At 59.5% G+C, this 24,451-nt stretch carries 22 protein-coding genes; 10 read left to right on the top strand and 12 right to left on the bottom strand.

The genetic code is table 11. The features are described from left to right. Position 1 precedes the first annotated feature (1 nt). The gene (locus UTM25_RS21310; RefSeq protein ID WP_194400907.1) at positions 2-1,123 is read right to left on the bottom strand and encodes a cupin domain-containing protein; all 1,122 of its coding nucleotides are present in this window, start codon (positions 1,121-1,123) and stop codon (positions 2-4) included. Positions 1,124-1,258: 135 nt separating this feature from the next. Next, positions 1,259-1,861 carry an ATP-dependent Clp protease proteolytic subunit gene (locus UTM25_RS21305; protein WP_023310243.1) on the bottom strand — a complete coding sequence of 201 codons (603 nt, stop codon included), beginning with the start codon at positions 1,859-1,861 and terminating at the stop codon, positions 1,259-1,261. A gap of 88 nt (positions 1,862-1,949) precedes the next feature. Here UTM25_RS21305 and UTM25_RS21300 point away from each other — a divergent pair, with 88 nt between their 5' ends. Then, positions 1,950-2,336 carry a VOC family protein gene (locus UTM25_RS21300; protein WP_194400909.1) on the top strand — a complete coding sequence of 129 codons (387 nt, stop codon included), beginning with the start codon at positions 1,950-1,952 and terminating at the stop codon, positions 2,334-2,336. A gap of 185 nt (positions 2,337-2,521) precedes the next feature. Next, positions 2,522-3,139 (top strand): response regulator transcription factor, encoded by a 618-nt coding sequence (locus UTM25_RS21295; protein WP_194400911.1) that lies wholly within the window; start codon positions 2,522-2,524, stop codon positions 3,137-3,139. Positions 3,140-3,142: 3 nt separating this feature from the next. Here the strand turns inward: UTM25_RS21295 and UTM25_RS21290 are convergent, their stop codons facing one another. From UTM25_RS21290 to UTM25_RS21270, 5 genes are all read right to left on the bottom strand, one after another. Then, entirely contained in the window at positions 3,143-8,725 is a 5,583-nt protein-coding gene (locus UTM25_RS21290; RefSeq protein ID WP_194400913.1) for an ATP-binding protein, read from the bottom strand. A gap of 9 nt (positions 8,726-8,734) precedes the next feature. Continuing rightward, the gene (locus tag UTM25_RS21285; RefSeq protein WP_059445718.1) at positions 8,735-9,115 is read right to left on the bottom strand and encodes a response regulator transcription factor; all 381 of its coding nucleotides are present in this window, start codon (positions 9,113-9,115) and stop codon (positions 8,735-8,737) included. 23 nt (positions 9,116-9,138) lie between these two features. Further along, on the bottom strand, positions 9,139-9,399 hold the full coding sequence (locus UTM25_RS21280) for a XapX domain-containing protein (protein ID WP_010427264.1): 261 nt from the start codon (positions 9,397-9,399) through the stop codon (positions 9,139-9,141). Continuing rightward, positions 9,396-9,617, bottom strand: a complete 222-nt coding sequence (locus UTM25_RS21275; RefSeq protein ID WP_194400915.1) for a DUF1427 family protein — start codon at positions 9,615-9,617, stop codon at positions 9,396-9,398. Before UTM25_RS21275 ends, UTM25_RS21280 begins: the two co-directional genes overlap by 4 nt. A gap of 61 nt (positions 9,618-9,678) precedes the next feature. Next, positions 9,679-10,365, bottom strand: coding sequence for a hydrolase (locus UTM25_RS21270; protein ID WP_194400917.1), 687 nt, complete (start codon positions 10,363-10,365; stop codon positions 9,679-9,681). Between the two features lie 218 nt (positions 10,366-10,583). Between UTM25_RS21270 and UTM25_RS21265 the strand changes: the two genes are divergently transcribed. From UTM25_RS21265 to UTM25_RS21245, 5 genes are all read left to right on the top strand, one after another. Next, a complete protein-coding gene (locus tag UTM25_RS21265; protein WP_194400919.1) occupies positions 10,584-12,455 on the top strand; it encodes an amidohydrolase in 1,872 nt (623 codons plus the stop codon). Next, positions 12,455-12,862 carry a DoxX family protein gene (locus tag UTM25_RS21260; protein ID WP_194400920.1) on the top strand — a complete coding sequence of 136 codons (408 nt, stop codon included), beginning with the start codon at positions 12,455-12,457 and terminating at the stop codon, positions 12,860-12,862. The genes UTM25_RS21265 and UTM25_RS21260 overlap by 1 nt, the downstream gene beginning before the upstream one ends. Beyond that, positions 12,859-14,478 carry an MFS transporter gene (locus UTM25_RS21255; protein ID WP_320715308.1) on the top strand — a complete coding sequence of 540 codons (1,620 nt, stop codon included), beginning with the start codon at positions 12,859-12,861 and terminating at the stop codon, positions 14,476-14,478. The genes UTM25_RS21260 and UTM25_RS21255 overlap by 4 nt, the downstream gene beginning before the upstream one ends. Before the next feature lie 30 nt (positions 14,479-14,508). After that, positions 14,509-15,330 carry an alpha/beta fold hydrolase gene (locus UTM25_RS21250; RefSeq protein ID WP_194400924.1) on the top strand — a complete coding sequence of 274 codons (822 nt, stop codon included), beginning with the start codon at positions 14,509-14,511 and terminating at the stop codon, positions 15,328-15,330. Positions 15,331-15,455: 125 nt separating this feature from the next. Continuing rightward, positions 15,456-16,697, top strand: coding sequence for a hypothetical protein (locus tag UTM25_RS21245; protein ID WP_233469406.1), 1,242 nt, complete (start codon positions 15,456-15,458; stop codon positions 16,695-16,697). A 36-nt stretch (positions 16,698-16,733) separates the two neighbouring features. On the opposite strand, the gene UTM25_RS21240 is transcribed toward UTM25_RS21245, so the two are convergent. After that, a complete protein-coding gene (locus tag UTM25_RS21240) occupies positions 16,734-18,128 on the bottom strand; it encodes an MFS transporter (protein WP_223535099.1) in 1,395 nt (464 codons plus the stop codon). Positions 18,129-18,178: 50 nt separating this feature from the next. Then, a complete protein-coding gene (locus tag UTM25_RS21235) occupies positions 18,179-19,267 on the bottom strand; it encodes a cellulase family glycosylhydrolase (RefSeq protein WP_194400926.1) in 1,089 nt (362 codons plus the stop codon). Positions 19,268-19,452: 185 nt separating this feature from the next. Here UTM25_RS21235 and UTM25_RS21230 point away from each other — a divergent pair, with 185 nt between their 5' ends. Further along, positions 19,453-20,460, top strand: coding sequence for a LacI family DNA-binding transcriptional regulator (locus tag UTM25_RS21230; protein ID WP_194400928.1), 1,008 nt, complete (start codon positions 19,453-19,455; stop codon positions 20,458-20,460). Here UTM25_RS21230 and fosA read toward each other — a convergent pair. After that, positions 20,446-20,871, bottom strand: coding sequence for a FosA/FosA2 family fosfomycin resistance glutathione transferase (fosA, locus tag UTM25_RS21225; protein ID WP_194400930.1), 426 nt, complete (start codon positions 20,869-20,871; stop codon positions 20,446-20,448). The genes UTM25_RS21230 and fosA overlap by 15 nt on opposite strands. 199 nt (positions 20,872-21,070) lie before the next feature. On the opposite strand from fosA, the gene trpS reads away from it, so the two are divergent. Continuing rightward, entirely contained in the window at positions 21,071-22,072 is a 1,002-nt protein-coding gene (gene trpS, locus UTM25_RS21220; protein WP_194400932.1) for a tryptophan--tRNA ligase, read from the top strand. An 87-nt stretch (positions 22,073-22,159) separates the two neighbouring features. Here the strand turns inward: trpS and UTM25_RS21215 are convergent, their stop codons facing one another. Both UTM25_RS21215 and UTM25_RS21210 read right to left on the bottom strand, forming a co-directional pair. Continuing rightward, on the bottom strand, positions 22,160-22,423 hold the full coding sequence (locus UTM25_RS21215) for a hypothetical protein (protein ID WP_194400934.1): 264 nt from the start codon (positions 22,421-22,423) through the stop codon (positions 22,160-22,162). Between the two features lie 158 nt (positions 22,424-22,581). Beyond that, positions 22,582-23,049 carry a SymE family type I addiction module toxin gene (locus UTM25_RS21210; RefSeq protein WP_194400936.1) on the bottom strand — a complete coding sequence of 156 codons (468 nt, stop codon included), beginning with the start codon at positions 23,047-23,049 and terminating at the stop codon, positions 22,582-22,584. Positions 23,050-23,430: 381 nt separating this feature from the next. Here UTM25_RS21210 and UTM25_RS21205 point away from each other — a divergent pair, with 381 nt between their 5' ends. After that, the gene (locus UTM25_RS21205) at positions 23,431-24,351 is read left to right on the top strand and encodes a colicin D domain-containing protein (RefSeq protein ID WP_320715303.1); all 921 of its coding nucleotides are present in this window, start codon (positions 23,431-23,433) and stop codon (positions 24,349-24,351) included. The last annotated feature ends 100 nt before the right edge of the window (positions 24,352-24,451 follow it).

Raw genomic sequence — 24,451 nt, 5'->3', positions numbered from 1 at the left:
ACTACTCGTCGAAGTACCAGTACCCCTGGTTAATCAGCCCGGTAAGCTCTTCAACAAACGCCGGATTATTCAGCGCATCGCCCAGCTCGGCCTGACCGAGTTCGGTGTAGCGGCACAGCGCATCCGCCGCCTTCGCGTCTACCGTCTCCAGCTGTTCGCTGTTGATAAAGAAGCTGCCGTTGACGTTCAGCACGCGCAGGCCGCTCAGGCGGGACAGCGTTTCGCCTCCCTGCAGCGCGTCCAGCACCTCTTCCGGCGCATACGGCGGCTCGGTAGCGGCGATATCCAGCTCGTGGCGCGGAGTGGAGACAAAGCTGCCGAACCATTTTGTGAAATCATCCGGCTTGCTAATCATGTCGAACATCATCTGGCGAATGCGATCGAGTTCGTACTGCTCCACGCGGCCCGGATGTTCGCGACAGGTCAGATCCGGATCGCTGTAGTGCTCGCCGCCCAGATCGTTCTCCAGCGCGTAATCGGCGAAGCTGCTGATCAGATCGCGACCGTTCGGCCCGCGGAAGCCGACGGAGTAGTTGAGCGCCGTCTCATGGGTAAAGCCGTCGTGCGGGAATCCTGGCGGGATGTAGAGGATATCGCCCGGGGCCAGATCTTCGTCGATGATCGGCTCGAACGGATCGACGTGCAGCAGCGCCGGATGCGGGCAGAACTGACGCATCGGCAGCTTGTCGCCCACGCGCCAGCGGCGGCTGCCCATCCCCTGAATGATAAATACGTCGTACTGATCGATATGCGGACCCACGCCGCCGCCCGGCACGGAGAAGGAGATCATCAGGTCATCCAGACGCCAGTCCGGCAGGACGCGGAACGGACGCACCAGCTCCGCGGCAGGCATATGCCAGTGGTTCACCGCCTGCGCCAGCAGCGACCAGCCGGTTTCGCCCAGATCGTCAAAGTGCTCAAACGGACCATTGCTGGCCTGCCATTTGCCGTTGAAATGGCTCACCAGACGGCTATCGACTTCCGGCTCCATCGCCAGCCCTGCCAGCTCGTCCGGGGTAATCGGGTCGACAAAATTCGGGAAGGCATTTTTCAGCACTACGGGTTGTTTTTGCCAGTATTTCTCAAGAAATTCCGGCCAGTTCAGATTCAGTTGATACGCCATGGGTAGCACCTGTGAGAGGGGAAACAGGCGCGATTATAGGCAAGAAGGCAGAGGGGGAACTTGTCATGGGTCAAACGAGGGCGTGTAGGTCGGGTAAGGCAAAGCCGCCACCCGACTCAAACACGCCGCGAAAACTTAATCCAGCTTCAGCTCGTCATAATGGGTAATCAGCTTGCCCACGATGCCGTAGTCCAGCGCTTCTGCCGGAGACATCCAGAAGTTGCGATCGGTGTCTTTTTTCACTTTTTCCAGCGGCTGGCCGGTGGCGTCGGCGATCAGCTTGTTCACGCGATCCAGCATGCGGATGATCTCGCGCGCTTCGATCTCAATATCCGTTGCCTGACCGCGCACGCCGCCCAGCGGCTGGTGGATCATAAAGCGGGTATTTGGCAGCGAGTAGCGGTGCTCTTTTTTCGCCGCCAGGAAGATGGTGATCCCGGCGCTCGCCACCCAGCCGGTGCCGATGACGTGCACTTCCGGGCGGATGAACTTGATGAAGTCGTGGATGGTATCGCCCGCTTCCACGTGGCCGCCCTGGCTGTTGATGTACAGCTTGATCGGATCGTTGCTGACGCTTTGCAGCAGGATCATCTGGGTGATGACCTTCTGCGCCAGCTCCTGGTTGATCTCACCGGAGATCACAATCGAACGAGACTCCAGCAGTTTTTGCTGCAGAGCGCCCGCGCCGTTTGACCCTTCCGCTTTTTCCTTGTCGCTATCTTTCAGTGTGTAGTGCATTGTTATTTCCTCAGCTTGTCGCGCTCAAAACCAGAGTGTAGCCTGTTTTACCGGTGAAAGTCCTCACAGACAAATAACGAGGGAGCTTATGAATATTGCCCATGTCGCACTCTGGACCCGCAGCCTGAACGCGCAGGTTCAGTTCTGGGAAACGGTGTTTGGTGGCCGCAATAACGAACGCTACGTCAGTAAAAATCGTCCCGGTTTCGAATCACACTTTATTATGCTGGATGACGGGCCGACCATCGAGCTGATGACGCTGCCGGATCTGCCCGACGCCCCTGCGCACCCGGAGTTTATCGGCTGGGCGCATATCGCCATCAACGTCGGCAGCAAAGCGCAGGTCGACAGCATGGCCGAACGTGCACAGGCAAACGGCACGCTGCTCAGCGCCCCGCGCATGACCGGGGACGGCTTCTATGAAGCGGTGATCGCGGATCCGGACGGCAACCGCATTGAGCTTGTGGGTGCATAAAATCAGCGTTTCGTTCCTTAACCGCTCCGGTCAGGGATCGCTATACTTCATCTTCATACGGTTATCATATTGTTAAATGATAATGATAGTTAATGTGTTAAGATGAAAGTCAGCATAAACAGTCCCTTACGTAACCGGCGGGATTGTTTGCATCCTCGACATGTAAATCAGCACCGGGGCGGTGAATGGAACACATTGTGTATGTGGTTGATGACGATGACGCGGTCAGGCAGTCCGTGATCGGGCTGCTGGATTCGGCGGACCTGAACGCCGTCGGCTTTTCATCGGCAGAAGCGTTTCTTCAACACCGCTTTGAAGAGCTCCCGTCGTGCGTGGTCCTCGATATGCAAATGCCCGTCATCTCTGGCTTTGAGGTGGCTGACGCCCTTAAGGACAGCGGGCGCGAAATCCCGATTATTTTTCTTACCGGCCACGGCACTATCCCGATGTCGGTGCGCGCCATTAAAGGCGGCGCGTACGAATTTCTCACCAAGCCCGTCGAATCCATTGCGCTTATCGACGCCATTGAGTCCGCGCTTCAGCTGGCGGAACACAACGCTGCGCGCAATAAAGAACACTACGCTCTGAAGCAGCGCCACATGTCCCTCACCCCGCGCGAGCACGAGGTGCTGACGCTGGCGATAAGCGGCATGCTGAACAAGCAGATTGCCGCCGAGCTGGGCGTCAGCGAGATCACGGTTAAGGTGCACCGCCGCCGCGTGATGGAGAAAATGCAGGTGCGCTCCGTGGCGGAGCTGGTCAGGGCCGTTGAGCGCCTGACCAATAGCCAGCCAGCGGAGTAACGTTTATCCTTCCTGCGCTGTCAGCGGCAGCGCAAATGCGAACACCGTGCCGTACGGCTCGCGGCGGCGCGCGCTCATCTTCCCGCAGTGGCGCTCGATGATGCTGGCGCTGATGGTCAGCCCCATCCCCATCCCCTGCGCTTTGGTGGAGTAGAACGAGTCAAAAATCTTCTCCAGCCGCTCAGGTTCAATGCCGCTCCCGGTATCGGCGATCTCGACGATCACTTTCCCGTCCGCGTTGGCGGTGCTGAGGGTGATGGTGCTGGCGCGATCCTTCACCTCGGCCATCGCCTCTACCGCATTCATCACCAGATTGAGCAGCACCTGCTGGATCTGCACGCTGTCGCCGGTGATAAAGCTGTCCTGCGCCTTTAACAGATAATCCACGCTAATGTGTCTCTGCTCCAGCTCGCTGCGCGAGAGCGTGATGATATGGTGGATCAGGTAGTGCATGTCGATGCGCGAGAACGTTGGATCCTGCTTGCGGGTCAGGGACTGAATGCTGCGAATGATCTCCCCCGCCCGCGCGCCTTCCGCGGCGATCTCCTCCAGCCCTTCGCGCACTTTATCCAGCCGGGCGGGCTCGCGGTTGAGCCAGCGCAGGCTCGCCCCGGCGTTCGAGACGATCGACATCAGCGGCTGATTGATCTCGTGGGCAATGGAGGAGGTCAGCTGTCCGACGGTGGTGGCCCGGGACACCCGCGCCAGATCCGCCTGCGCGACCCGCATGGCATCCTCCGCGGCGCGCTGGCTGGTGATATCGGTGATGATGCCGTAATACTCATTCACCTCGCTGCCCACGCCCACCGGATCGCCAATCCCGAGGATGTAGCGGGTTGAGCCGTCGGTACGCTTAACCCGAAACTCCGCGCGCATGGAGAGCCCGTCGCGCACGCTCTCGGTGACGATGGCGCTGATGCGGGCGTAATCGTCCTCATGAACGAAGGTCAAAAACTCCGCCATGGAGATCGTCTTTTGCCGTTCGGGCAGGCCCAGAATGCGGGCGTACTCTTCCGAGACAAACATCAGATCCTGCTCCAGCTCCCAGCGCCAGCTGCCGGTGTGGCTGATCTGCTCGCCGAGCATCAGCGAGGTCTGGCTGGATCGCAGCTCTTTCTCCACCCGTCGGCGCTGGATGTTTTCCGCCAGCAGCTCGGCGTACAGCCGCGCCGTCTCAAGGGATACCGCGGCCTGCGCGCCCAGCAGGCTCACCACGCGCGAGTGCTCGGCGGTGAAGACCTCCGGCATCAGGCGGTTTTCCAGGTACAGCACGCCCACCAGCCGCGCCTGTTTGAACATCGGGACGCACATCACCGCCGCCCCCGAGGTCACCAGATAGGGGTCCTGGCTGAAGGGATGAAACTCCTCCGGCCTGCCGGTGCGGATCTCCTGCCCGGTGCGGATCACCGCCGCCAGCACCGACAGCGGCAGGTCGGTCGCCGTCGGCACGTCTTTCAGGATCCGCACCCGCACGCCCTCGGTGCTGGTCCAGGCGCTGGCCTCGATCTCCGGGATGAGGCTCTCGCTCACGCGAAGCAGCAGGCCGCGCTGCGCCCCGGCGCGTTCGAGCAGGATGGTCATCAGGTTTTCGATTAAGCGCTCAAGGTTAATCTCTTCCGACAGCGCGCGGGAGGCTTTGATGACGCTTTGCAGATCGCGGATGGTCTCATTCTGGGCGAACGCCACCGTGTCGTAGGCGCTGGCCTGCCCGGAGGCCAGCAGGTGCGGGAAATCCTGCTCCAGCTGGCGCACCTTGGCCTGCGCACCCGCGCGTCCCCAGGCGGCAATCGAGCCGCGGAAGTGCGCGTCCGACGCGGTTGGGTAACCGCAGGCCAGCGCGAACCGGCCCGCCAGCTCGTGGGCCAGAGCGTTGATCGGGTTAAACCCGCCCTCGCGTGAGAGCCGCGCCGCCTTCTCATACTGCTCGAGCGCAATGCTGTTCATCCCGTCCAGACGCACGATTTCGGCGTAGATCAGCGCCTCTTTATCCGCGAACGTGCCGGGATTAACGCGCGCCCAGAGGGCGATTTTGTCGTAGTGGGCGTGAATGCTTCGGCGGTGGTTCGCCGAGAAGGTCTCCGGCGTTAGCTGACGTGACAGCGCCATGGCGCTGTAAAGATGGTAATCCAGCAGATGGATGTGGCCCGGCGCAGACCACGCGTACCAGCCCGCCATCTCAAGATCCGCCTGCGCGTCGGCATATTCGCCGCAGGTAAAGTGCGCCATGCCGCGATACAGCCAGTACCAGAACAGCATGGTGGCGTTCTTCTCCGGCGCCTGCTCCGGCGACGCGGGAAGCAGCGCCTCCGGCAGCACCTGCGACGCGGTCCAGGTGCCGATGACCGGCGTGCGCAGGAACTCAACGTAGCCGCGCTGGACCATCAGAATGGTCTCCACGTCCTGGAAGTGGGTTTTACGCACGAACGCCAGGCCGCGCTCGATGCTGGTCAACACCCCGTCCAGGTGATCGCCCCGCGAGAGGAAGTTAATCACCTGGTGGCAGGCCGCAAAGCAGGCCATCGTCATATCCCCGTGGGTCACCGCCGAGGTGAAGCAGGCCTTCGCGCATTCGATGGTAAACGATAAAGGCTGGGTCCAGACGCTGAGCTGGTCGAGCGGCAGCAGGGTTTTGGCTTCGAACGCATCGTAGCCGTGGCGATTCACCAGCTCGCGGGCAAGGGTGCCGTACTGGAACCCGAGGCGGTACTCGGCGTAGCGGTGGCCAATCAGCACGCCAAACCAGGCCATCGCCGTGGTGGAGGCGCCGGTAATGCCGTGGTCGAGGGTCAGGTGCATCATGCGGCAGAGCAGCAAAAAGTGCAGGCGCGGGCAGATGAAGCTGGCGCAAATGCTGGCGCTGTAGAGCAGGTTCATCACCGCTTCGGTTTCCGGGTTATCCAACCGCGACAGCTGGGCAAACAGGTTTTGCGGCGCGTCGGCCGTGCGGTTGCAAAAGAGCGCCCAGGCCTCGTCGCAGTCGGCATCTTCCGGATAGCGGCTAATCTGGATCCCGAAAATCCCCAGCCAGCAGAGCGCCGCCTCCAGCGCCAGGCGGCTATCCGACTGGCGAATGTACACCTCCACCAGCAGGTTGGCCGCCAGCGCCTTTTCGGTCAGCCCGCCGGGGCAGCCGAGAATGGCGTCACACAGCTCGCGGGTGCGCTCCAGATACCCCAGCGCAAACTCGCAGCCCGCCTCTTCGATATCGAGCATAAAGTCCGATACCGTCCCGGCGTTGCCCAGCGCTCTGGCGGTCTGGATATAGCCGAGCGCCGAAAGGTAATCTCCCGAACGCTTCGCGCGCCGCGCGGCCAGCAGGCTCAGCTCGCGGAACATCTCGCGCTGCGGGGCGGGCTGGATGCTGTCCAGCGCGGCCGTGACGTGGTGAACGGCGCGGAACAGCAGCTCGTTCCCCGCCGCCTGACGCGCGGCGTCGGCCAGCAGGCTGGCGGTGGTCAGGTGAATATGGCTTCTCTCATGCCGATCCAGCAGCGCAAAGGCGGCCTCCTGCACCCGGTCGTGGGTGAAGGCGTACTTTTTTTCCGCCAGCACGATGAGCTGGGCCATCACCGCCGGGTGCAGCGCATAGCGCATTTCCGCCATCGACATGCCGACCACGCGGCAGATCATCTCCATCTCGCCCGTGCCGCCGAGGCAGGCGATGCTGCCCAACAGGCGGCGCGTTTCGTCGGGCAGCTCTTCGAGCTGCTCCAGCACAAGGGTGACGACGTTTTCGGTGTAATGCCTGGCGCGGATCGCCTGCAGATCGTAGTGCCACTTGTCCTGATATTTGTTGTGCACTACCAGGCCGTCATCCACGATGCGGCGGAAAAACTCGTGCACAAAGAGCGGGTTGCCGCCCGTCTTCTCGTGGATCAGCGTGGCGAGATCGGTCGTCGCCGCGCTGCGGGTGCGAAATACCGTCGCCAGCCAGCGCGCCACCGCTTTCACGGAAAGCGCCTGCGGGACAATCTCGCTCGCGTTTCGTGCCGCCTCCGGCAGGCCCGCCAGCAGCGCCTGCAGGGCGGCGTCGGACACGGCGCTGATATCCCGGTGGGCCGCCACCACCAGCAGCGGAACAGCTCCGCAGTTCATCAGCAGGTATTTAAGCGTGTGCAGGCTGGCGGCGTCGCTCCACTGGAGGTCGTCGAGCACCAGTACCAGCGGGCAGCCCTGCGAAGCAAAGGTTTTTACCAGCGCCAGCACCATATGGCTGAAGCGCGCCCGGGCATCTATGGAAAACGTATCCGCCGAGAAGCGCGGCTTGCTCTCAAGCAGCAGGCCCAGCTCGGGCACCAGGCTGACGGCCAGCGCCTCGTGCCCCTCCAGGGCGCGAGACAGGCGGATTTTCCACTTCGCCACGTCCTCTGCGGGCAGCCCCAGCAGGTGCAGCGTCAGGGTGCGGAACGCGGAGCTTAATACGCCGTAGGGCAGCGACGGCGAAAACTGATCAACTTTGCCCACAGCCAGCAGCACCGTACGCTGCTGCAGCGTTTTGAGCGCCGTCGCGATGATCGAAGATTTGCCGATCCCCGACGGCCCGCCGATCGTCACCAGCTCCGGTACCAGGCTCTGCCCCACCCGCTCAAACGCCGCAATAACGTCATTCGCCTGCGGATGCGTCGCGAAGAGGGAGTCCGCCAGATGGATCGCCGGGGTGCGGTCCTGCTGGCCGGGCGTAAAGGCGACGATCTCGCCCTCGCAGGTCAGCGTCGCCTGGCAGCGGCGAAGGTCGGCAATCAATCCGTCGACCGTCTGGTAGCGGTTATCGGGGTGCTTTTCCAGCAGCTTCAGGACGATGGTCGACAGCATTCCCGGCACGTCCGGGCGGATCGCGTCCGGGGCCAGCGGCGCCGAGGCAATATGGTAGTGCGCCCAGTTAGTCTGCTCGTCCTCCCCCAGCTCAAACGGCAGGCGTCCGGTCAGGAGTTCATACAGCACCATGCCGAGGCTGTAGAGATCGCTGCGGCCGTCGACGGGGCGCTGGGTGCGGGTGGTGTGCTCCGGCGACATATAGGCGGGCGTGCCCCCTGAAACGGCAAGCCGGGTCTGGGTGATGGCATCGGAAAGACTGCTGGAAAGGCCAAAGCTGCCCAGACGGCAGGTGGCGTCGTGATGAACAAAAATACTGCCGGGCTTGATATCGCCGTGGATCAGGTTTTGCAGATGCATCTGGCGCAGGGGAACGCAAATCTGGATCGCCATCTCGAGAAAGCGCGTGATGCCCGAGATCGCCCTGCCCGCGCGCCGCGCCAGCAGCTCAAACGAAAACGGGGCGTACACCAGCGCGAAGCGCCCCCGGTACTGGGTGGACGCAACGGCGCGGATGGCCCAGCTGTCCTGCAGCGCGTCGCGCAGCGCAAACTCGTTTTTAAGCAGCCGGGTGGCCCGCTCTTCCTCTTCGTCGCTCACCGCGGTGGCGATAATGAACGAACCGCCGGAATGAGGATGTCGCGCGTGCATCCAGGCGATTCCGCCCTCCTGCGCCAGCACGGTAAAAATCACATCCTCTTTAAGGACAAAAACCCGCCCCTGGTGAAGATTCCCCTGGGCGGGCCAGAATGCAGGCTGCTCGTTTTCGTTCATCCGCGATCCTTATTGTCGGCGGGCCAGCTCCCGCTGAATATGATCCAGCAGAATATCGATGTTAATAGGCTTACGCAAAAATGCAGCGGCGCCCAGATTAAGAGCGTACCGCTGCATATTTTCATCAGCATGACCGGAGATAAAGAGCACGGGCGGAGGCGGTACGGCCAGCAGCCGCAGCTTATCAAACAGCTCCAGGCCGCTCATGCCCCGCAGCTTGATATCGGTGATCACCAGCGCCGCGCCGGACAGGGCGAGCGGATGGCTCAGAAACACCTCTGCCGAATCAAACGTATCGGCGGCATAGCCTTCCGACTCGAGGAGATTACTCAGCCCGCTGCGGACGGATCGTTCGTCATCAATGATGGCAATGCGCCACGGCAGCGTCATGCTGTCTTTCCTCTGGTAAATCATTAAACGTCGCGATCGTCCTTCGCGGGCGCAGGAGGCGCCGTGCCGCTGATTTTCGGTACGCATTCGTGACGAAACCAGGCGAGGGTAAGCGGTTCGCGACTCAGTAAACGCCGTCCCACCGGGATGAGCTGTTCGCCCACCAGCATGCCAAACAGGCCAAGCAGGGCGACAACCGGCGGCGCCGGGGAATGGACGTCGAGCAGAGCGTAAATTACCCCAGCAACCACGCCGCACACCAGCGAAATTATCCATGCTTTCATGACGACGCTCCCGTCTGCGAGTTGGCCTGCGGAACGGTCACCGGAGGCGGCGGCGCGGCGTCGCGGGATAACAGATGTCGCGTCGCCTGTTCACCCGCCAGCATCCCCAGCAGGCCAATCAGCGCCAGCGCGGGCGGCGCGGGGGAGCGCACCTTCAGCACGGCATACATCAGGCCAATCAACACGCCTGCCGCAAGGGATATCAGCCCAGTACTCATTGTGAACTCCAGAGAAAGAGGCAGCGGCGAGCCGGATGAAGGACCAGCCCGCCGGCGGAACTTAGCGTGCCGGGATCGGCGCTAAGGTGCGGTGCTCGCTCTTCTGGCGAGACGGCGCTTTGTGCACCATGGTGTAGGCGTAATCGACGCCCATGCCGTACGCGCCGGAGTGCTCACGCACGATATCCATCACCGCGGTGTAGGTCTCTTTACGCGCCCAGTCGCGCTGCCACTCCAGCATCACCTGCTGCCAGGTGACCGGGATCACGCCCGCCTGGATCATGCGCTGCATCGCGTAGTCGTGGGCTTCTTTGGAGGTGCCGCCGGACGCGTCCGCCACCATATAAATTTCGTAATCGCCTTCCAGCATCGCGCACAGGGCAAAGCTGTTGTTGCACACTTCGGTCCACAGGCCGGCAACCACCACCTTCTTCTTGCCGTTGGCCTGCAGCGCGTCGCGCACCTTCTGGTCGTCCCAGGAGTTCATGGAGGTACGCTCCAGAATGTCCTGGCCCGGGAACACGTCCAGCAGCTCCGGATAGGTGTTACCGGAGAAGCTTTCGGTCTCAACGGTGGTGATGATGGTTGGGATGTTGAACACTTTGGCCGCTTTCGCCAGCGCCACGGTGTTGTTTTTCAGCACCTGGCGGTCAATAGACTGCACGCCAAACGCCATCTGAGGCTGGTGATCGATAAAGATGATCTGACAGTTCGCAGGGGTTAACACTTCGAGCTTTGAAGAGGTCATAGCATTTTCCAGTGGTTAAGGGTGAAATCGCCGCGAGCGCCGCGACGATAAAGTCACCCTCATCCTGCGGTTTTCCGTCCCTGCGCGTAATTATCTCTTCGTATAGTTAACCTTAGGTATAGTTATACTTTGGTATACCTATCCTATTGTATAACTGGATCTTTGCCGAAACCGGTTCCCATAATCCTGACCATTCCCCTCTCAGTCAGGAGCAGTTTATGGTTACCCTCGGTAAAGCCGATCTCATTCTGGTTAACGGCCAGTTTCACACCGTCGATCGCGAGAACCCCGTCGCGGAAGCAGTTGCCGTGCGCGACGGAAAATTTCTGGAAGTGGGTACCGTCGCCGAGGTGATGCAACACCACTGCGAAGGCACCAAAGTGGTCGACTTAAAAGGCCACACCGCCATCCCCGGCCTGAACGACTCGCACCTGCACCTCATTCGCGGCGGGCTGAACTACAACCTCGAGCTGCGCTGGGAAGGCGTGCCGTCGCTGGCCGATGCCCTGCGGATGCTGAAAGAGCAGGCCCTGCGCACGCCGTCGCCCCAGTGGGTGCGCGTGGTGGGCGGCTGGACCGAGTTCCAGTTTGCCGAGCGCCGCATGCCGACCCTGGACGAAATTAACGACGCCGCGCCGGATACCCCGGTCTTTATCCTGCACCTGTACGACCGCGCCCTGCTCAACCGCGCCGCGCTGAAGGTGGTCGGCTACACCAAAGACACGCCAAACCCGCCGGGGGGCGAGATCCAGCGCGACGCCAACGGCAACCCGACCGGGATGCTGATCGCCCGTCCGAACGCCATGATCCTCTACGCCACGCTGGCGAAAGGGCCGAAGCTGCCGCTGGAGCAGCAGGTCAACTCCACGCGTCAGTTCATGCGCGAGCTGAACCGACTGGGGCTGACCAGCGCCATCGACGCGGGCGGTGGCTTCCAGAACTACCCGGAAGATTACGAGGTGATTGCCGAGCTGCACGAGAAAAAGCAGATGACCATCCGCATCGCCTACAACCTGTTTACCCAGCGTCCGGGCCACGAGCTGGAAGACTTTGAAAAATGGACCGACATGCTCACGCCTGGCCAGGGCAGCGACTTCTTCCGCCACAACGGCGCTGGCGAGATGCTGGTCTTCTCCGCCGCCGATTTTGAAGATTTCCTCGAACCGCGCCCGGACCTCGCGCCGGGCATGGAGGACGAGCTGGAGCGCGTGGTGCGCCATCTGGTGGAGCATCGCTGGCCGTTCCGCCTGCACGCCACCTATAACGAATCCATCAGCCGCATGCTGGACGTCTTCGAGAAGGTGAACCGCGACATTCCGTTCAACGGCCTGCACTGGTTCTTCGACCATGCGGAAACCGTTACCCAGGCCAACATCGACCGCATCAAAGCGCTCGGCGGCGGCATTGCCGTGCAGCACCGCATGGCCTTCCAGGGGGAATACTTTGCCGAGCGCTACGGCATCGAAGCCACCCGCCACACGCCGCCGGTGGCGAAAATGCTCGAGACCGGCGTGCCGGTGGGCTTAGGGACGGACGCCACCCGCGTGGCGAGCTACAACCCGTGGACCGCGCTCTACTGGCTGGTCTCCGGCCGCACCGTCGGCGGAATGCAGATGTACGACCACAGCGCCCGTCTGGACCGCGATACCGCCCTGATGCTCTGGACCCAGGGCAGCGCGTGGTTCTCCAGCGAGCAGAACCAGAAGGGGCAGATCAAGGTCGGCCAGCTCGCCGATCTGGCGGTGCTGAGCAAAGACTACTTCCGCGTGCCGGAAGAGGAGATCAAGGGCATCGAGTCCGTCCTGACGGTGGTCAACGGCGATATCGTTTACGCCGCAGGCAGCTTTGGCCCGCTCGCGCCGCCTGCCATTCCGGTTCTGCCCGAGTGGTCCCCGGTGGTGAAGGTGCCGGGCCACTACCGCAGCGCGCCGCCGCAGGCCACCCGCGTCGGGATGAGCGTCGTTCATCACTGCAGCGGCCCGTGCGGGGTTCACAGCCACCAGCATGATTTCGCCCGCACGTCAGAGATGCCGGTGTCCGACGATAACGCTTTCTGGGGGGCGCTGGGCTGCAGCTGCTTTGCATTCTGATGAAAAACACCTTTGCTCCGCCCAGGGTCGACCTGGGGCTGTTCTTCCTGCGCCTGACCGGCAGCCTGCTGCTGCTGTACGTGCACGGCCTGCCGAAGGTGCTGCACTTCAGCGAAGAGCTGACGCGCATTGAAGATCCGTTCGGCTTCGGGCCCTGGGCGAGCCTGATCCCGGCGATTGTCGCCGAGGTGATTTGCCCGCTGTTTATCATTGCGGGCGTGTACACCCGCCTGGCGTGCCTGCCGATTATCGCCGTGCTGCTGGTGGCGATGCTGGCGGTCCACCCCAACTGGTCGATTGCCGAAGGGCAGTTTGGCTGGCTGCTGCTGATTATCTTCACCACCCTCGCCCTCACCGGGCCGGGCCAGTGGCGGCTGCAGCGTAAGACAGCGGAGAGGTTCACATGACCCAGGTTAACGACGTTCGCGACGCACACGTCGAGACGACGCCCGCACCGACGGTTTCGCCCTGGCAGCCGCTGAGCCAGCCGGTGTTCCGCATGCTGTGGATCGCCACGGTGGTCTCTAACGTCGGCTCATGGATGAGCGACGTCGGCATCAACTGGAGCATGCTGACCCTGAGCGCCGACCCGCTGGATATCGCGCTGGTGCAGGCGGCCAGTAGCCTGCCGATGTTCCTCTTCGCTCTGCCGTCCGGGGTGATGGCTGACATCGTCGACCGACGTAAATACCTGCTCTTCTCCCAGCTGTGGGTGTTCATCGCCGCCGCCGGGCTGACGGTGCTCTCCTTCACCGGACACGTCACCCCCACCGTTCTGCTGGTGGCGACGTTTCTGCTGAGCGTGGGCGCGGCGATGAGCTCGCCGCCGTTCCAGGCCGTGGTGCCCGATCTGGTGAGCAAGCCGGAGCTGGGCGCCGCCGTGGCGCTGAACTCGCTCGGAGTGAACATCAGCCGGGCAATTGGCCCCGCGCTGGGGGGCTTCCTGCTGTCGCTCGCCGGGCCGTGGATGGTGTTTGCCCTGAACGCGCTCTCCGTGGTCGGCGTGGCGTGGGTGCTGTGGCGCTGGCGTCCGGCACCGTCCATTCAGCGTCTGCCGCCGGAGCACTTCTTCTCCGCGGTGCGCTCCGGCATCCGCTACGTGCACGCCGCGCCGGTGCTGCGCAACGTGCTGGTACGCACCGTGGCCTTCTTCGTTTTCGGCAGCGCGGGCTGGGCGCTGCTGCCGCTGGTGGCGCGCCGCGAGCTGGGCTTAGGCCCGGCGGGCTATGGCGTGATGCTGGCGTGCATTGGCCTGGGAGCGATTGCCGGGGCCATTCTGCTGCCGCGCCTGCGCCAGCGGCTCAATGCCGACCGGCTGATGGTGGCCGCCAGCCTGACCTTTGCTCTCACCATGCTGGCGCTGGCGTTCGTGCGCCACGTCTGGCTGCTCAACCTGTTTGAATTCTTCACCGGCTTCGCGTGGATTGCGGTGCTTTCAACGCTGAACCTCGGCGCGCAGCGCAGCGCCGCCCGCTGGGTGAAGGCCCGCGCGCTGGCGGTCTACCTGACGGTGTTCTTCGGCTCGATGACCGCGGGCAGCGCCATCTGGGGGCAGATCACTTCCCGTTTCGGCACCCCGACCTCGCTGGTTGTCGCCACGCTGGGGATGGTGCTGGCGAGCGCGACGGTGCTCCGCTGGAAGCTGGGCAAAGATCCCGACCTGAACCTCGACCTCAGCGGCCAGCCGCTGGACGGCGTGGAGATTGACCTGCCGAACGAGCGCGGACCGGTGCTGGTGTCGCACGAGTACATCATCGACCCGCAGAACACCAGGGCCTTCCTGGAGGCGGTCCACGAGCTGCGCCGGGTGCGCCGCCGCGCCGGGGCGATGAGCTGGGCGGTGTACGAAGATATCGAGCGTCCCGGCCTGTTTATCGAGACCTTTCTGATGGGCTCCTGGATTGAGCATCTGCGCCAGCAGGAGCGCCACACCATGAATGACCTCCTGCTGCAGAGCCGCGTTCTGGCTTTTCATCAGGGCACAACATCACCGGCAATTCGCTACCTGGTCGCGCCGGTATAACCATAACCATCACCTGCACAGGAACACACTATGGCAACGTTTAAGGCAAAAGACGGCACGCAGATTTACTACAAGGACGGCGGCGCGGGCAAACCGGTTCTCTTCAGCCACGGCTGGCCGCTGGACGGCGACATGTGGGACAGCCAGCTGAACTACCTGGCGGAGCGCGGCTTCCGCGCCATCGCCTTTGACCGTCGCGGCTTTGGCCGCTCGGATCAGCCGTGGAACGGCTACGACTACGACACCTTTGCGTCCGACATCAACGACCTGATTACCACCCTGGACCTGCAGGACGTGACGCTGGTGGGCTTCTCGATGGGCGGCGGCGACGTGACCCGCTACATCAACAACTACGGCAGCGCGCGCGTGGCCGGTCTGGCGCTGCTGGGCGCGGTGACACCGATCTTCGGCAAATCCGACACCTTCCCGCAGGGTGTGGATCAGAGCGTGTTCGACGGCATTCGCGACGGACTGCGTAAAGATCGCGCCCAGTTCATCAGCGACTTCGCGACGCCGTTCTACGGCATTAACGCCGGGCAGACCGTTTCCGCCGGTGCCCTGACCCAGACGCTGAACATCGCCCTGCTGGCGTCCCTGAAGGGCACCATCGACTGCGTGACCGCGTTCGGCGAAACCGACTTCCGCCCGGACATGGCGAAAATCGACGTGCCGACGCTGGTGATTCACGGCAGCAACGACCAGATCGTGCCGTTTGAAAGCACCGGCAAGCTGGCGGCAGAGATGATCAACAACGCCACGCTGAAGGTGTACGACAACGCGCCGCACGGCTTCGCGCTGACCCACCAGGACCAGCTCAACGAAGATCTGCTGGCGTTTGTGAAGTCGCTGTAATTTCCCGGGGCTGACGCCAGAAGGCGTCAGCCTGAATATGCACTTCCCGGCATACTAAATTTGAGCGTAGAACTCCCTCTCCCTTGTGACTAGTATTCCTTCATTTCAAAGGGAGACTACATAAGATGAATATCCAGTTTCATAAGCGGCTAACCCGAAAGTTTATCATCGCTATTTTAACATCCTCTTCATTTGTCACAGCCTGTACATTTAGCGTTATATGGTTCTATCTTGCGAATATTGACCGGCTTGATATTTTATATGATGCATTAAGCGTGAGTAGCGCAGTAGGAATAATATTTGGGTTTACCCTTGTCTCACTACTTGGCTTCAGCCTTGTCATTTTTATCTCATCTTTCCTTACTTACTTAATTTACACCGCACATGAGAAAGAGTTTGTTAAATACGAAGGCTTGACGCATAGCTTTACCTCAGTCTGTTTTGGTAATAGCTTTGTGATGTGCGTTGTGCTTATCGGAGCGTTCTGCTTACAATTTTTTCTGGATATAAATGGTTTTATCGTTCTTGCCTTAGCGATAGCCATAATACTGGCCGCATCGTATGGCTTATGCTACAAGCTTATGTTCAACGTTCAGTCATACAAGGATGTTGATGATACGCGTGATGAAAAATATTTGCAGAAAAAGGCCGTCAGGAACTGTCTGCCTCTGTTATTGATTGCACCTGCTTTTACACAAATCTTCCCACTCATTTTTATCGCGGGTCAGCTAGATTTTAACGAAGAAAGTAATACGTTCTTACAGGTTATCATTTTCCTTGCACTCTCGGTCGCGATGATTATTGTGGGTATTTTCCCAGGAATGATCCTGATAAATGAAAAGAAAAATAAAAGTTTATTGCAAATAATCATTTATACACTAATCATTATTCCTGTCAGCATGCTTGTCCTGACAATGATTTTCCGCCCCACCCCCAATATGATCATTAACATGACCATGAACCTTTCTGGCATAAGCGATTGGCGCACACATCAATATTACATAGATACTCACACTCACCCACCAGCGATGTTTGATGGTTTAACATGGAACACACGTTATTATAAAGATATCCCTTCGAGATTCTTTATCACCGGCGTAAACATTTTCTCGCTTGGAAACATTCAGCTTATTTGCCCTACGCAAATCAATCATGCCAGATCGCTGAGCCTGAAAACTACGCCAGACAACTTTGACGAATATGACCTTCGCATAAAACGATTAAAAAACACCGCTATGAAATGTATCCCGTTTAAGAAGGATGAGATACACCAATGGGATTCTCCTATAGCTGAGCCTGTTTATTTTCAGAAAATTAAATCTACCGATGAAAGCCTTTTATTAAAGTTGCTTCATGATATCAAGTAGCCTTTAAGAAACGCCCGCAGCGCGGGCGCTACTTAATCAATTCACCGTAAGCGTAGGCTCATGCTTCTGCCCAGGCTCACCACGTTGCACAACGCCGTGCTCGCGCTCCGCCAGCAGCCGACAAATCTCCGCGTGCTTCTCCTCGGTGAAGGTAAAGCGCGACATAAACACGATGCGGATCAGCGACCCTATTGCCGGCAGCAGGCAAATCCCGAAGAACAGCCCCGACAGCACGCCTTCGCTCTGGATTTGCGCCTGCGGCACGTAGCCAATCATCGTCAGGAACACGCCGATTAACCCGCCGCCCACCGCCACCGACATCTTGCCGGTAAAGGTCTGCCCGGAGAAGGTGATCGCCGCGCAGCGCTTGTGGGTGTGGTACTCCGCGTACTCGATGGTGTCGGCAATCATCGACGAGGTGAGGATGTTGGTCATCATCACGAACAGCGTGCTCAGGCCGAGCAGAATAAACAGCATCGTCACCTGCTGATACCCGACAAACCACATCACCACGCGCACCGCCACGTCCAGCCCACAGAGGATCATAAACAGCTTCCGCTTCTGCATCCGGCGCGTCAGCATCGGGGCGACCAGGCACAGCACCGCCGCGACAATCCCCATCACGCCAATCGCCATCTGCAGGCTGCCGTCGCCCAGGTTGTTGATAAAGAAGTAGATATAAAGACCGCCCGCCACGTTGTGGAACACGCAGAAGAAGAACGACAGCAGGACGATAAACAGCGGCTTGTTCTGGCGCAGGTTGTGGAAGGTGTCGCGAATGGTCACCTTTTCCGGGCTCGGCGGCACGCGCTCTTTGATCTGCATAAAGCCGTTGAGCATCAGCGGCAGGCCCACCAGCATCATCACCAGCGCCGCCATAAAATAACCTTTATCGTTGCTGTACTGGGCGAAGAACGCCGCCAGCTTCGGGAAGAAGATGTTGGCGCAGGCAATCCCCGCGTTCACCCCGAGCATCGCCGCCGTCACCGCGCGGGTGCGCTGGGCGGAGTCGTTGGTCATCACCGACGACATCGACCAGAACGGGATATCGGAGATGGCGTACAGCGTCCCCCACAGGATATACGTCACCCCGGCGTAGAGGATTTTGGTGGTCATGTCCGCTTCGATTTTATAGAACGACAGCAGCGTGACGCCGGTGATTAGCAAAGGGGCGATCAGCAAAAAGTGGCGAAACTTGCCAAACCGGCTGTTAATGGTGTCCATGATGCTGGCAAACAGCGGATCGTGAACCGCGTCCCACGCGCGGGCAATCAGGAAGATGGTGCTCGCCGCCAGCGCCGAGATCCCCAGCACGTCGGTGTAAAAATAGTTAATAAACGAACCCACTAAACCAAAGCTAAAACACTGACCTAAACCATAGCCAAAATAAGACCACAACTCGCGAGACGGTATTTTCATTGTCGTTGCCATTGTTATATGCCTGCCTGGTTGCCCGGCGGTGGTCCGCCGGGTCGATATTATTAGCCCTGAACCTTCGGGGCGATCTTGCGCAGCTGCTGCATTAATGCGATTTCACGGCGCGAGAACGGAATGCCGTTCTCCTCGAACACGTCGTGGAACCAGAGGCGGCAGTAGTCCGTGGACTCCTTCATCACCACCGGCCACGGCAGCCACGTCTGGGTTTTGCCGCGTACCAGGCCCCACTGGTACGGCGCAACCTTCGCCGCGTACATCAGCGGGAGCTGCTCTTCGATGGTGCTGCCCACGTGGCGCGCCAGCCATTCGGTGCAGAACAGCGGGCGGCCGAGCTGTTGCAGCTGCTGGATAATCGCCGTCATCCGGCCCGTGTGGGTGTAGGCGTGGAAGCTCACCACGTCCGAGAGCGCCAGCGCGGTCTGGTCCAGCGGATGCTGGAAGAACGTCTCGCCCTCCTCCTCCGGCGGCAGACGCCACGCGCAGACGGTGAGCGGCTGGGTCGGGTCTTCTTCACGCACCCACTGGAACGCCAGCTTCATCAACTCATGCGCGCAGGTCTCCAGCTTCGCGTCGTACTGCACCTCCTGCGTGCCGGTCGCGAAAATGCCGCGATTGCCCGGCTCGTTATAGAGATCCCACAGCAGCACGCGCTTATCCTCGCGGAACTGGCGGACAACGTCGCGGATATAGCGCTCAATGTCTGCCCAGCAGTCGGGATCGCACACCTTATCGCGCCCCGGGCTCGCCGCCGCCTGGCTGTTGTGCTTGCCCGGCACTGGCGGCTTTTGCGGGCCGAGGTACGGCTCGTCGCCGGAGAAGCCGCAGTCGTCCATCAGGGTCAGCATGGTGCTGAACCCGCGACCGTCGGCAATCGTCAAAAACCGGTCGATGCGCGCCATCAGCCCGTCGCGGTCGTGCTCCCAGACGATAAACGGCAGGTTGATGCGCAGGGTGTTGTAGCCCGCCTCCGCCGCCCAGCCCAGCTCGCGCTCGATGGTTTCGGCATCGAAGGTTTCAGCCTGCCAGATATCGGTCCAGTTCACCGCCGTCGACGGCAGGTAGTTAAACCCGCACAGCCAGCCTTTTTGCTCATACCACGCCTGTGCCTGCTCCCTGCTCCACTGCTCTTTCATTACGCGTCCTCTCACTGATAATATTTAGCTAATAAATATTAGCTGCGGGATAAATGCGCAAATCACGGCGTGAAGAAAAGCGATGCTCTTCACAAAGTTCACGCTTCGATGAATGAGAAACGTGATCGACGGCGCTAAAGCGTGCGGTTAGGGTATGATGCGAAGTCGCGAAAGGGAGAGGACGGATGAAGCGAAAAACGAAAGTGACGATGAACGATATTGCGCGGGCGGCGGGCGTGTCGCAGGCGACGGTATCGCTGGTGCTTAACCAGTCCCGTAACATCAAGCTCAGCGACGACACCCGCCAGCGGGTGATTGGCGTCGCCACCGAGCTCGGCTACGACCGCCTCCCCGCCGTTCACGCTCCGCGCAACCAGGAGGAGATAGCCCTGCTGGTGAGCTCCATGCAGAGCTTCGACCCGTTTATCGACGCCATCAGCCAGGCGCGGGAAGCGGCGTGGCGCAACGAGACCCTGCTCACCGTCTACGACTACGGCGATGACATCGAGCTGGCGCTAAACATCATCCGCCAGCTGGAGAAGCGCAACTGCATCGGGATTATTCTCGCCTCTCCGGTCACCACGCTGGTGGACATGACGGCGTTCCAGGACTGCACCCGCATCCCGCTGGTGCTGCTCAACCAGCGCGACCCCGGCTCGCCGCTGCTGCCGTCGTTTATCCCGGACGACTACGCCAACGCTTTCCAGGTCACTAAACACCTCATCGCCTGCGGGGCCACGCGCATCGCCCACATTACCGGCGAGAGCTGGATGGAGGCCTCGCGCCAGCGTCTGGCGGGCTACCAGGCGGCGCTGCAGCAGGCCGGACTCGCGTGCGACGACGACCTGGTGCGCCAGACCAACTGGCAGTTCAGCGAGTCCTTTACCGCGACGACCTCTCTGCTGGAACTGGCCGAGCGCCCGGACGCCATCTTCTGCGCCAGCGACTGGCTGGCGATCGGCTGCTATCAGGCGCTGGCGGTGAACGGTGTGCGCATCCCGCAGGATATGCTGCTGGCGGGCTACGACGACCAGAAGATCTCCGAACAGCTCACCCCGCCGCTGACCAGTATCCAGCTGCCCTACAGCGAGCTGGGACGGCTGGCGGTGGAGTACCTGTGCAATCAGGAAGATGCCGCCACGCACGTGACGCTGGCGGGCAGGCTGAAGGTGCGCAACTCAAGCCTCGTCTGAGGTAAACACCATGCCCGCGTAGGGCTTCTCGCGACACGCCGCCAGCCGCGCGGCGAGGCTGCCCACGTGCAGCTCCAGCTTGTGCCCGTCCGGGTCGAGAAAATAGAACGACGCCCCCTCGCTTTTGTTCTGCTTCCAGACGGTGACGCCCGCCTGCTCAAGCCTTTGCGAGAACGGTTCAAAATCCTCTTCCGCCACGGTAAACGCGTAGTGGGTGTAGTCGCTCTCCTGCGGCGGTACGTACCGGCGCGCCTCGTCGTACGACAGGCAGACCCACAGATCGCCGCAGGTGAGATAGGCCCCGGTATTCCAGCGGGCGTGCAGCGCAAGCCCCAGCAGCTCGTGCCAGAAGGTGACGCTTTTTTGCAGGTCGCTGACCGCGAGGGTCAGATGGTTGAGTGATTGCAGCATGACGTGCCCTTTTGTTTTTCGCGCCGGACGTGATACGGTAAAAGCATGAACATAAACTACGCCGTGCTCACCGTAAACCGCTGGTGGCTGCCTTCTTAAAGGCGGCTCGGAGTAGTTTTCCCCATTTTCAGATAGCCGCCGAAAGGCGGCTTTCACATTTCTAAGACCCCTTTCGGCAACTGCCCATTAAGGAGTCTTTATGAACGCACCCACCATCCTCACCGGCGACCGCCCAACCGGCCCGCTGCACCTCGGCCACTTCGTCGGATCGCTGCGCCAGCGCGTGGCGCTCCAGCAGACGCACAATCAGTTTGTGCTGATTGCCGACCTGCAGGGGCTGACCGACAACGGCAGCAACCCGCAGAAGATCCGCGACAACATCCCCGAAGTGCTGGCCGACTACCTCGCCGCGGGCATCGACCCGAACCTGACCACGATCTGCCTGCAGTCCGCCCTGCCCGCCCTCGCCGAGCTGACGATGCTGTATATGAACATCGTCACCGTCGCCCGCGTGGAGCGTAACCCGACGGTGAAAAACGAGATTGCGCAGAAGGGCTTCGCCCGCTCGCTGCCGGTCGGTTTTATGGCCTATCCCATCAGCCAGGCGGCGGACATCACAGCGTTTAAGGCCGAGTGCGTGCCCGTCGGCGACGACCAGCTGCCGATGATTGAGCAGACCAACGAGATTGTGCACAAGATGAACAGCCTGCTGCCCGCCCCGGTGCTGCGCCACTGCAAGGCGATGCTGAGCGACACCAGCCGCCTGCCCGGCATCGACGGCAGCGCCAAGATGTCGAAATCGCTGGGCAACACGCTGCATCTTTCGGCCAGCGAAGAGACTATTCATCGTGCGGTGAGCGCGATGTACACCGACCCGCACCACCTGAAGGTGAGCGACCCGGGACAGATTGAGGGGAACGTGGTGTTTACGTACCTCGACGCGTTTCATCCGGACAAGGAGAAAGTGGCGGCGATGAAGGCGCATTATCAGGCGGGCGGGCTGGGGGACCGGGCGTGCAAGAACGAACTGGAAGCGTGCCTGCAGGAGCTGATTGCGCCGATGCGGGAGCGGAGGGCGATGTATATGCAGGATAAAGGCGAGCTGATGGCGATGCTGAAGCACGGCACGGAACGGGCGCAGGGGGTGACGCAGGAGACTTTGAGGGAGGTGAAGGTTGGGCTGGGGGTGCCGGTGTTTTGACCAGGTGAGTTGATTGCGGTTGGGCGGCGAATTGCGTGGGACTGGCATGAAGCCGCTTAACTGTTTTGAAAGCGGCTATGAAATATTTCATCCCTGCTTCAGGTTGCATAACTTTCGGAGGACGAACATCAGTAAAGCGGTAACGACGAGCATCATCCCCCCCAACACCCACAGGAATGATGGGTCTGCTTCACCATCAGCAAACCCCAAACCGGTGCGATTTAAAAAATCATTGCTGGCTTGAGATAAGTAATCGAGTAAGCCTCCCAGAGGAAACAGGACGATAAAGAAGGAAGCAATGAGGCATGGCAGCCCCATCAGGATATTATTTTTTAACTTTGCATGAAGCATAATCAGCCCTTCCTGTCGCTTTGCCGGGAATGTTACAACCGATTTATTGAACACACCAGCGGTGTTAAATTATTTCAAAAAAAACGGACATGCGCATTCATATCCGTTTTAATTAATCCCTTTACATGATTAATGAAGGGATATTTTAGATATTATCCTTACTCTGCCAGACCATTTCCGCGCTTCACCATAGGTATATCTCCCGTATCATTCAACGCTCCCGGAAATGTTTTCAGCCACTGGGCGACTTTCTGCTTATTTATATTCACCACGCTCATACCTTCCAGGCATCCCCATAATTCTCTTGTATGCTGTGGGGTAATCACAATGCAGTCTTTCATAGCGCGGATTTTTACCGGTATGCCGTTGATAAAGCCCGCGCGGGTTAACCAGTCTCCGCCCAGAAGAAGGTATTTCATGTCTATGCGTGCATACAGTTCGCAACAGGCTGCGCTGTCCTGCGGCGTTTCTGCGCGGGGATGGACGGGCGCCGCGTTGGGCTGGTTGCCGTGAAGACGGCGGGTACTGTTTTTGCGTACCAGCTCGTGGTTTTCAATCATGCCGGTGAAAGCGTCTGATTCTGTTTTGCAAACAGTAAACTCTGGCTTAAAATTCGTCGCAGCCATTTTCAACTCCATCTTAGTTGTTGGTGGTTAGCGGTATGGGGGTGTTGAAGCACCTTCATATCGCGAATTCTCTCTTTAAATATTCTTTGATACTTCCTTTGCCGTTCGGCGTAATTTCTGGTGCTCATTATACAGGGCTGAATATAAATACAGCGGTTTTGGGTCGGGGGAAATTTGGAATTAGCGAGAGGGATTCAGGAAATAGGGATCTTTGCGGTAAAGTCATGTTTTTGTTGATTGCGGGTTGCCTGGTCTGCTTTTTGCGAGCATCATCGCAATTATTTACTTTCTTTCCTTTCTTAAGCTCAAGGATAGGCTTAAATTTTGTTCAACATCGATCAGTTAAAAATCGATGCGCGACGGTAGCGCTAAAGGGACATTATGCTTCATCACTATCAGGCAAAGTCACTGGACAATATTTATCTCGAGGACATTCCCCACATCATCCACCCGGACTATGCGGCGCGTGATCTGGCGGATACCACCCTGCCAAACCGGAACATCCAGGAGTGGAATTTGCCTCAGGACTACAGCCATTTTGTCAGCCGTTATTACCCGTTTCACTGGCAGCGCCCCTGGATGGCATACCGTGACGCACTGGACGACATCAAATCCGGAAAGGTCGTTCTGTTGAAAACAAACATGACTGGTCATGCCTTAGCGGGCGTACTGACGGCCTCCGGCAACCTCCAACATGATCTGCCCTTGCTCCTTCACTCCCACCTGAGCTATCTCATATCAAGGCAACTAAAACGCCCGGTATATTACGTTCGCCCGTCAGCGCCCGTAAAACATGCTCAGGCTGCAAAAACCATCAACAGTAAATCAGCGGGCAGGCTTTTGGCTGCGGGAGGCGTTTATAACGGCAACATAGATGGATTCAAGAAGACAGCAGAGCAACTCGGCGGGGATGCGCCAGCAGGTTACAATCAGGTCATGAATAACAAAGGGCTACTCATTACCGGAGCCTCTGTTGCAGCGGCACTTGGCATCGGAAGATTACCCCCTACTAATGAGTTAGAAACACTATCAAACTTGTCTAAAATGCCTTCCCCTCCCCCTTCAACGTTGGTTAATTTCGAGTCACGACAGCTACAGAAAAAGTTCAAACATGCTGTCGATTTCAACGTTCCCGGCAATCCAAACGCAGAAGGATTAAAATCATTTGAACAAGCGTTAAAAAGTCATATAGACGATCCGTTAATCAATAGAATTACAGGTAAATATCGATGGAATCAGGATGTCTATCACTACTATAATCCAGAAACTAAACTGAATGTTATGACAAAACCAGATGGTTGAGTCCGTCAAGGTGGTGTAAATTCAGTTCCAGCCTTCCGGTCCGGTAATGTGCCTGTTATGCGCTGAGTGGCAGCGCTTCGATTACTTCAGTTTCAGTGGC

Origin of the sequence: Enterobacter sp. 61D5, from assembly GCF_034107965.1 — a bacterium.
Classification (GTDB): domain Bacteria; phylum Pseudomonadota; class Gammaproteobacteria; order Enterobacterales; family Enterobacteriaceae; genus Enterobacter; species Enterobacter cloacae_M.
The sequence above is the reverse complement of the archived record's forward strand: the minus strand, read 5'-3'. Positions and strand labels throughout refer to the sequence as shown.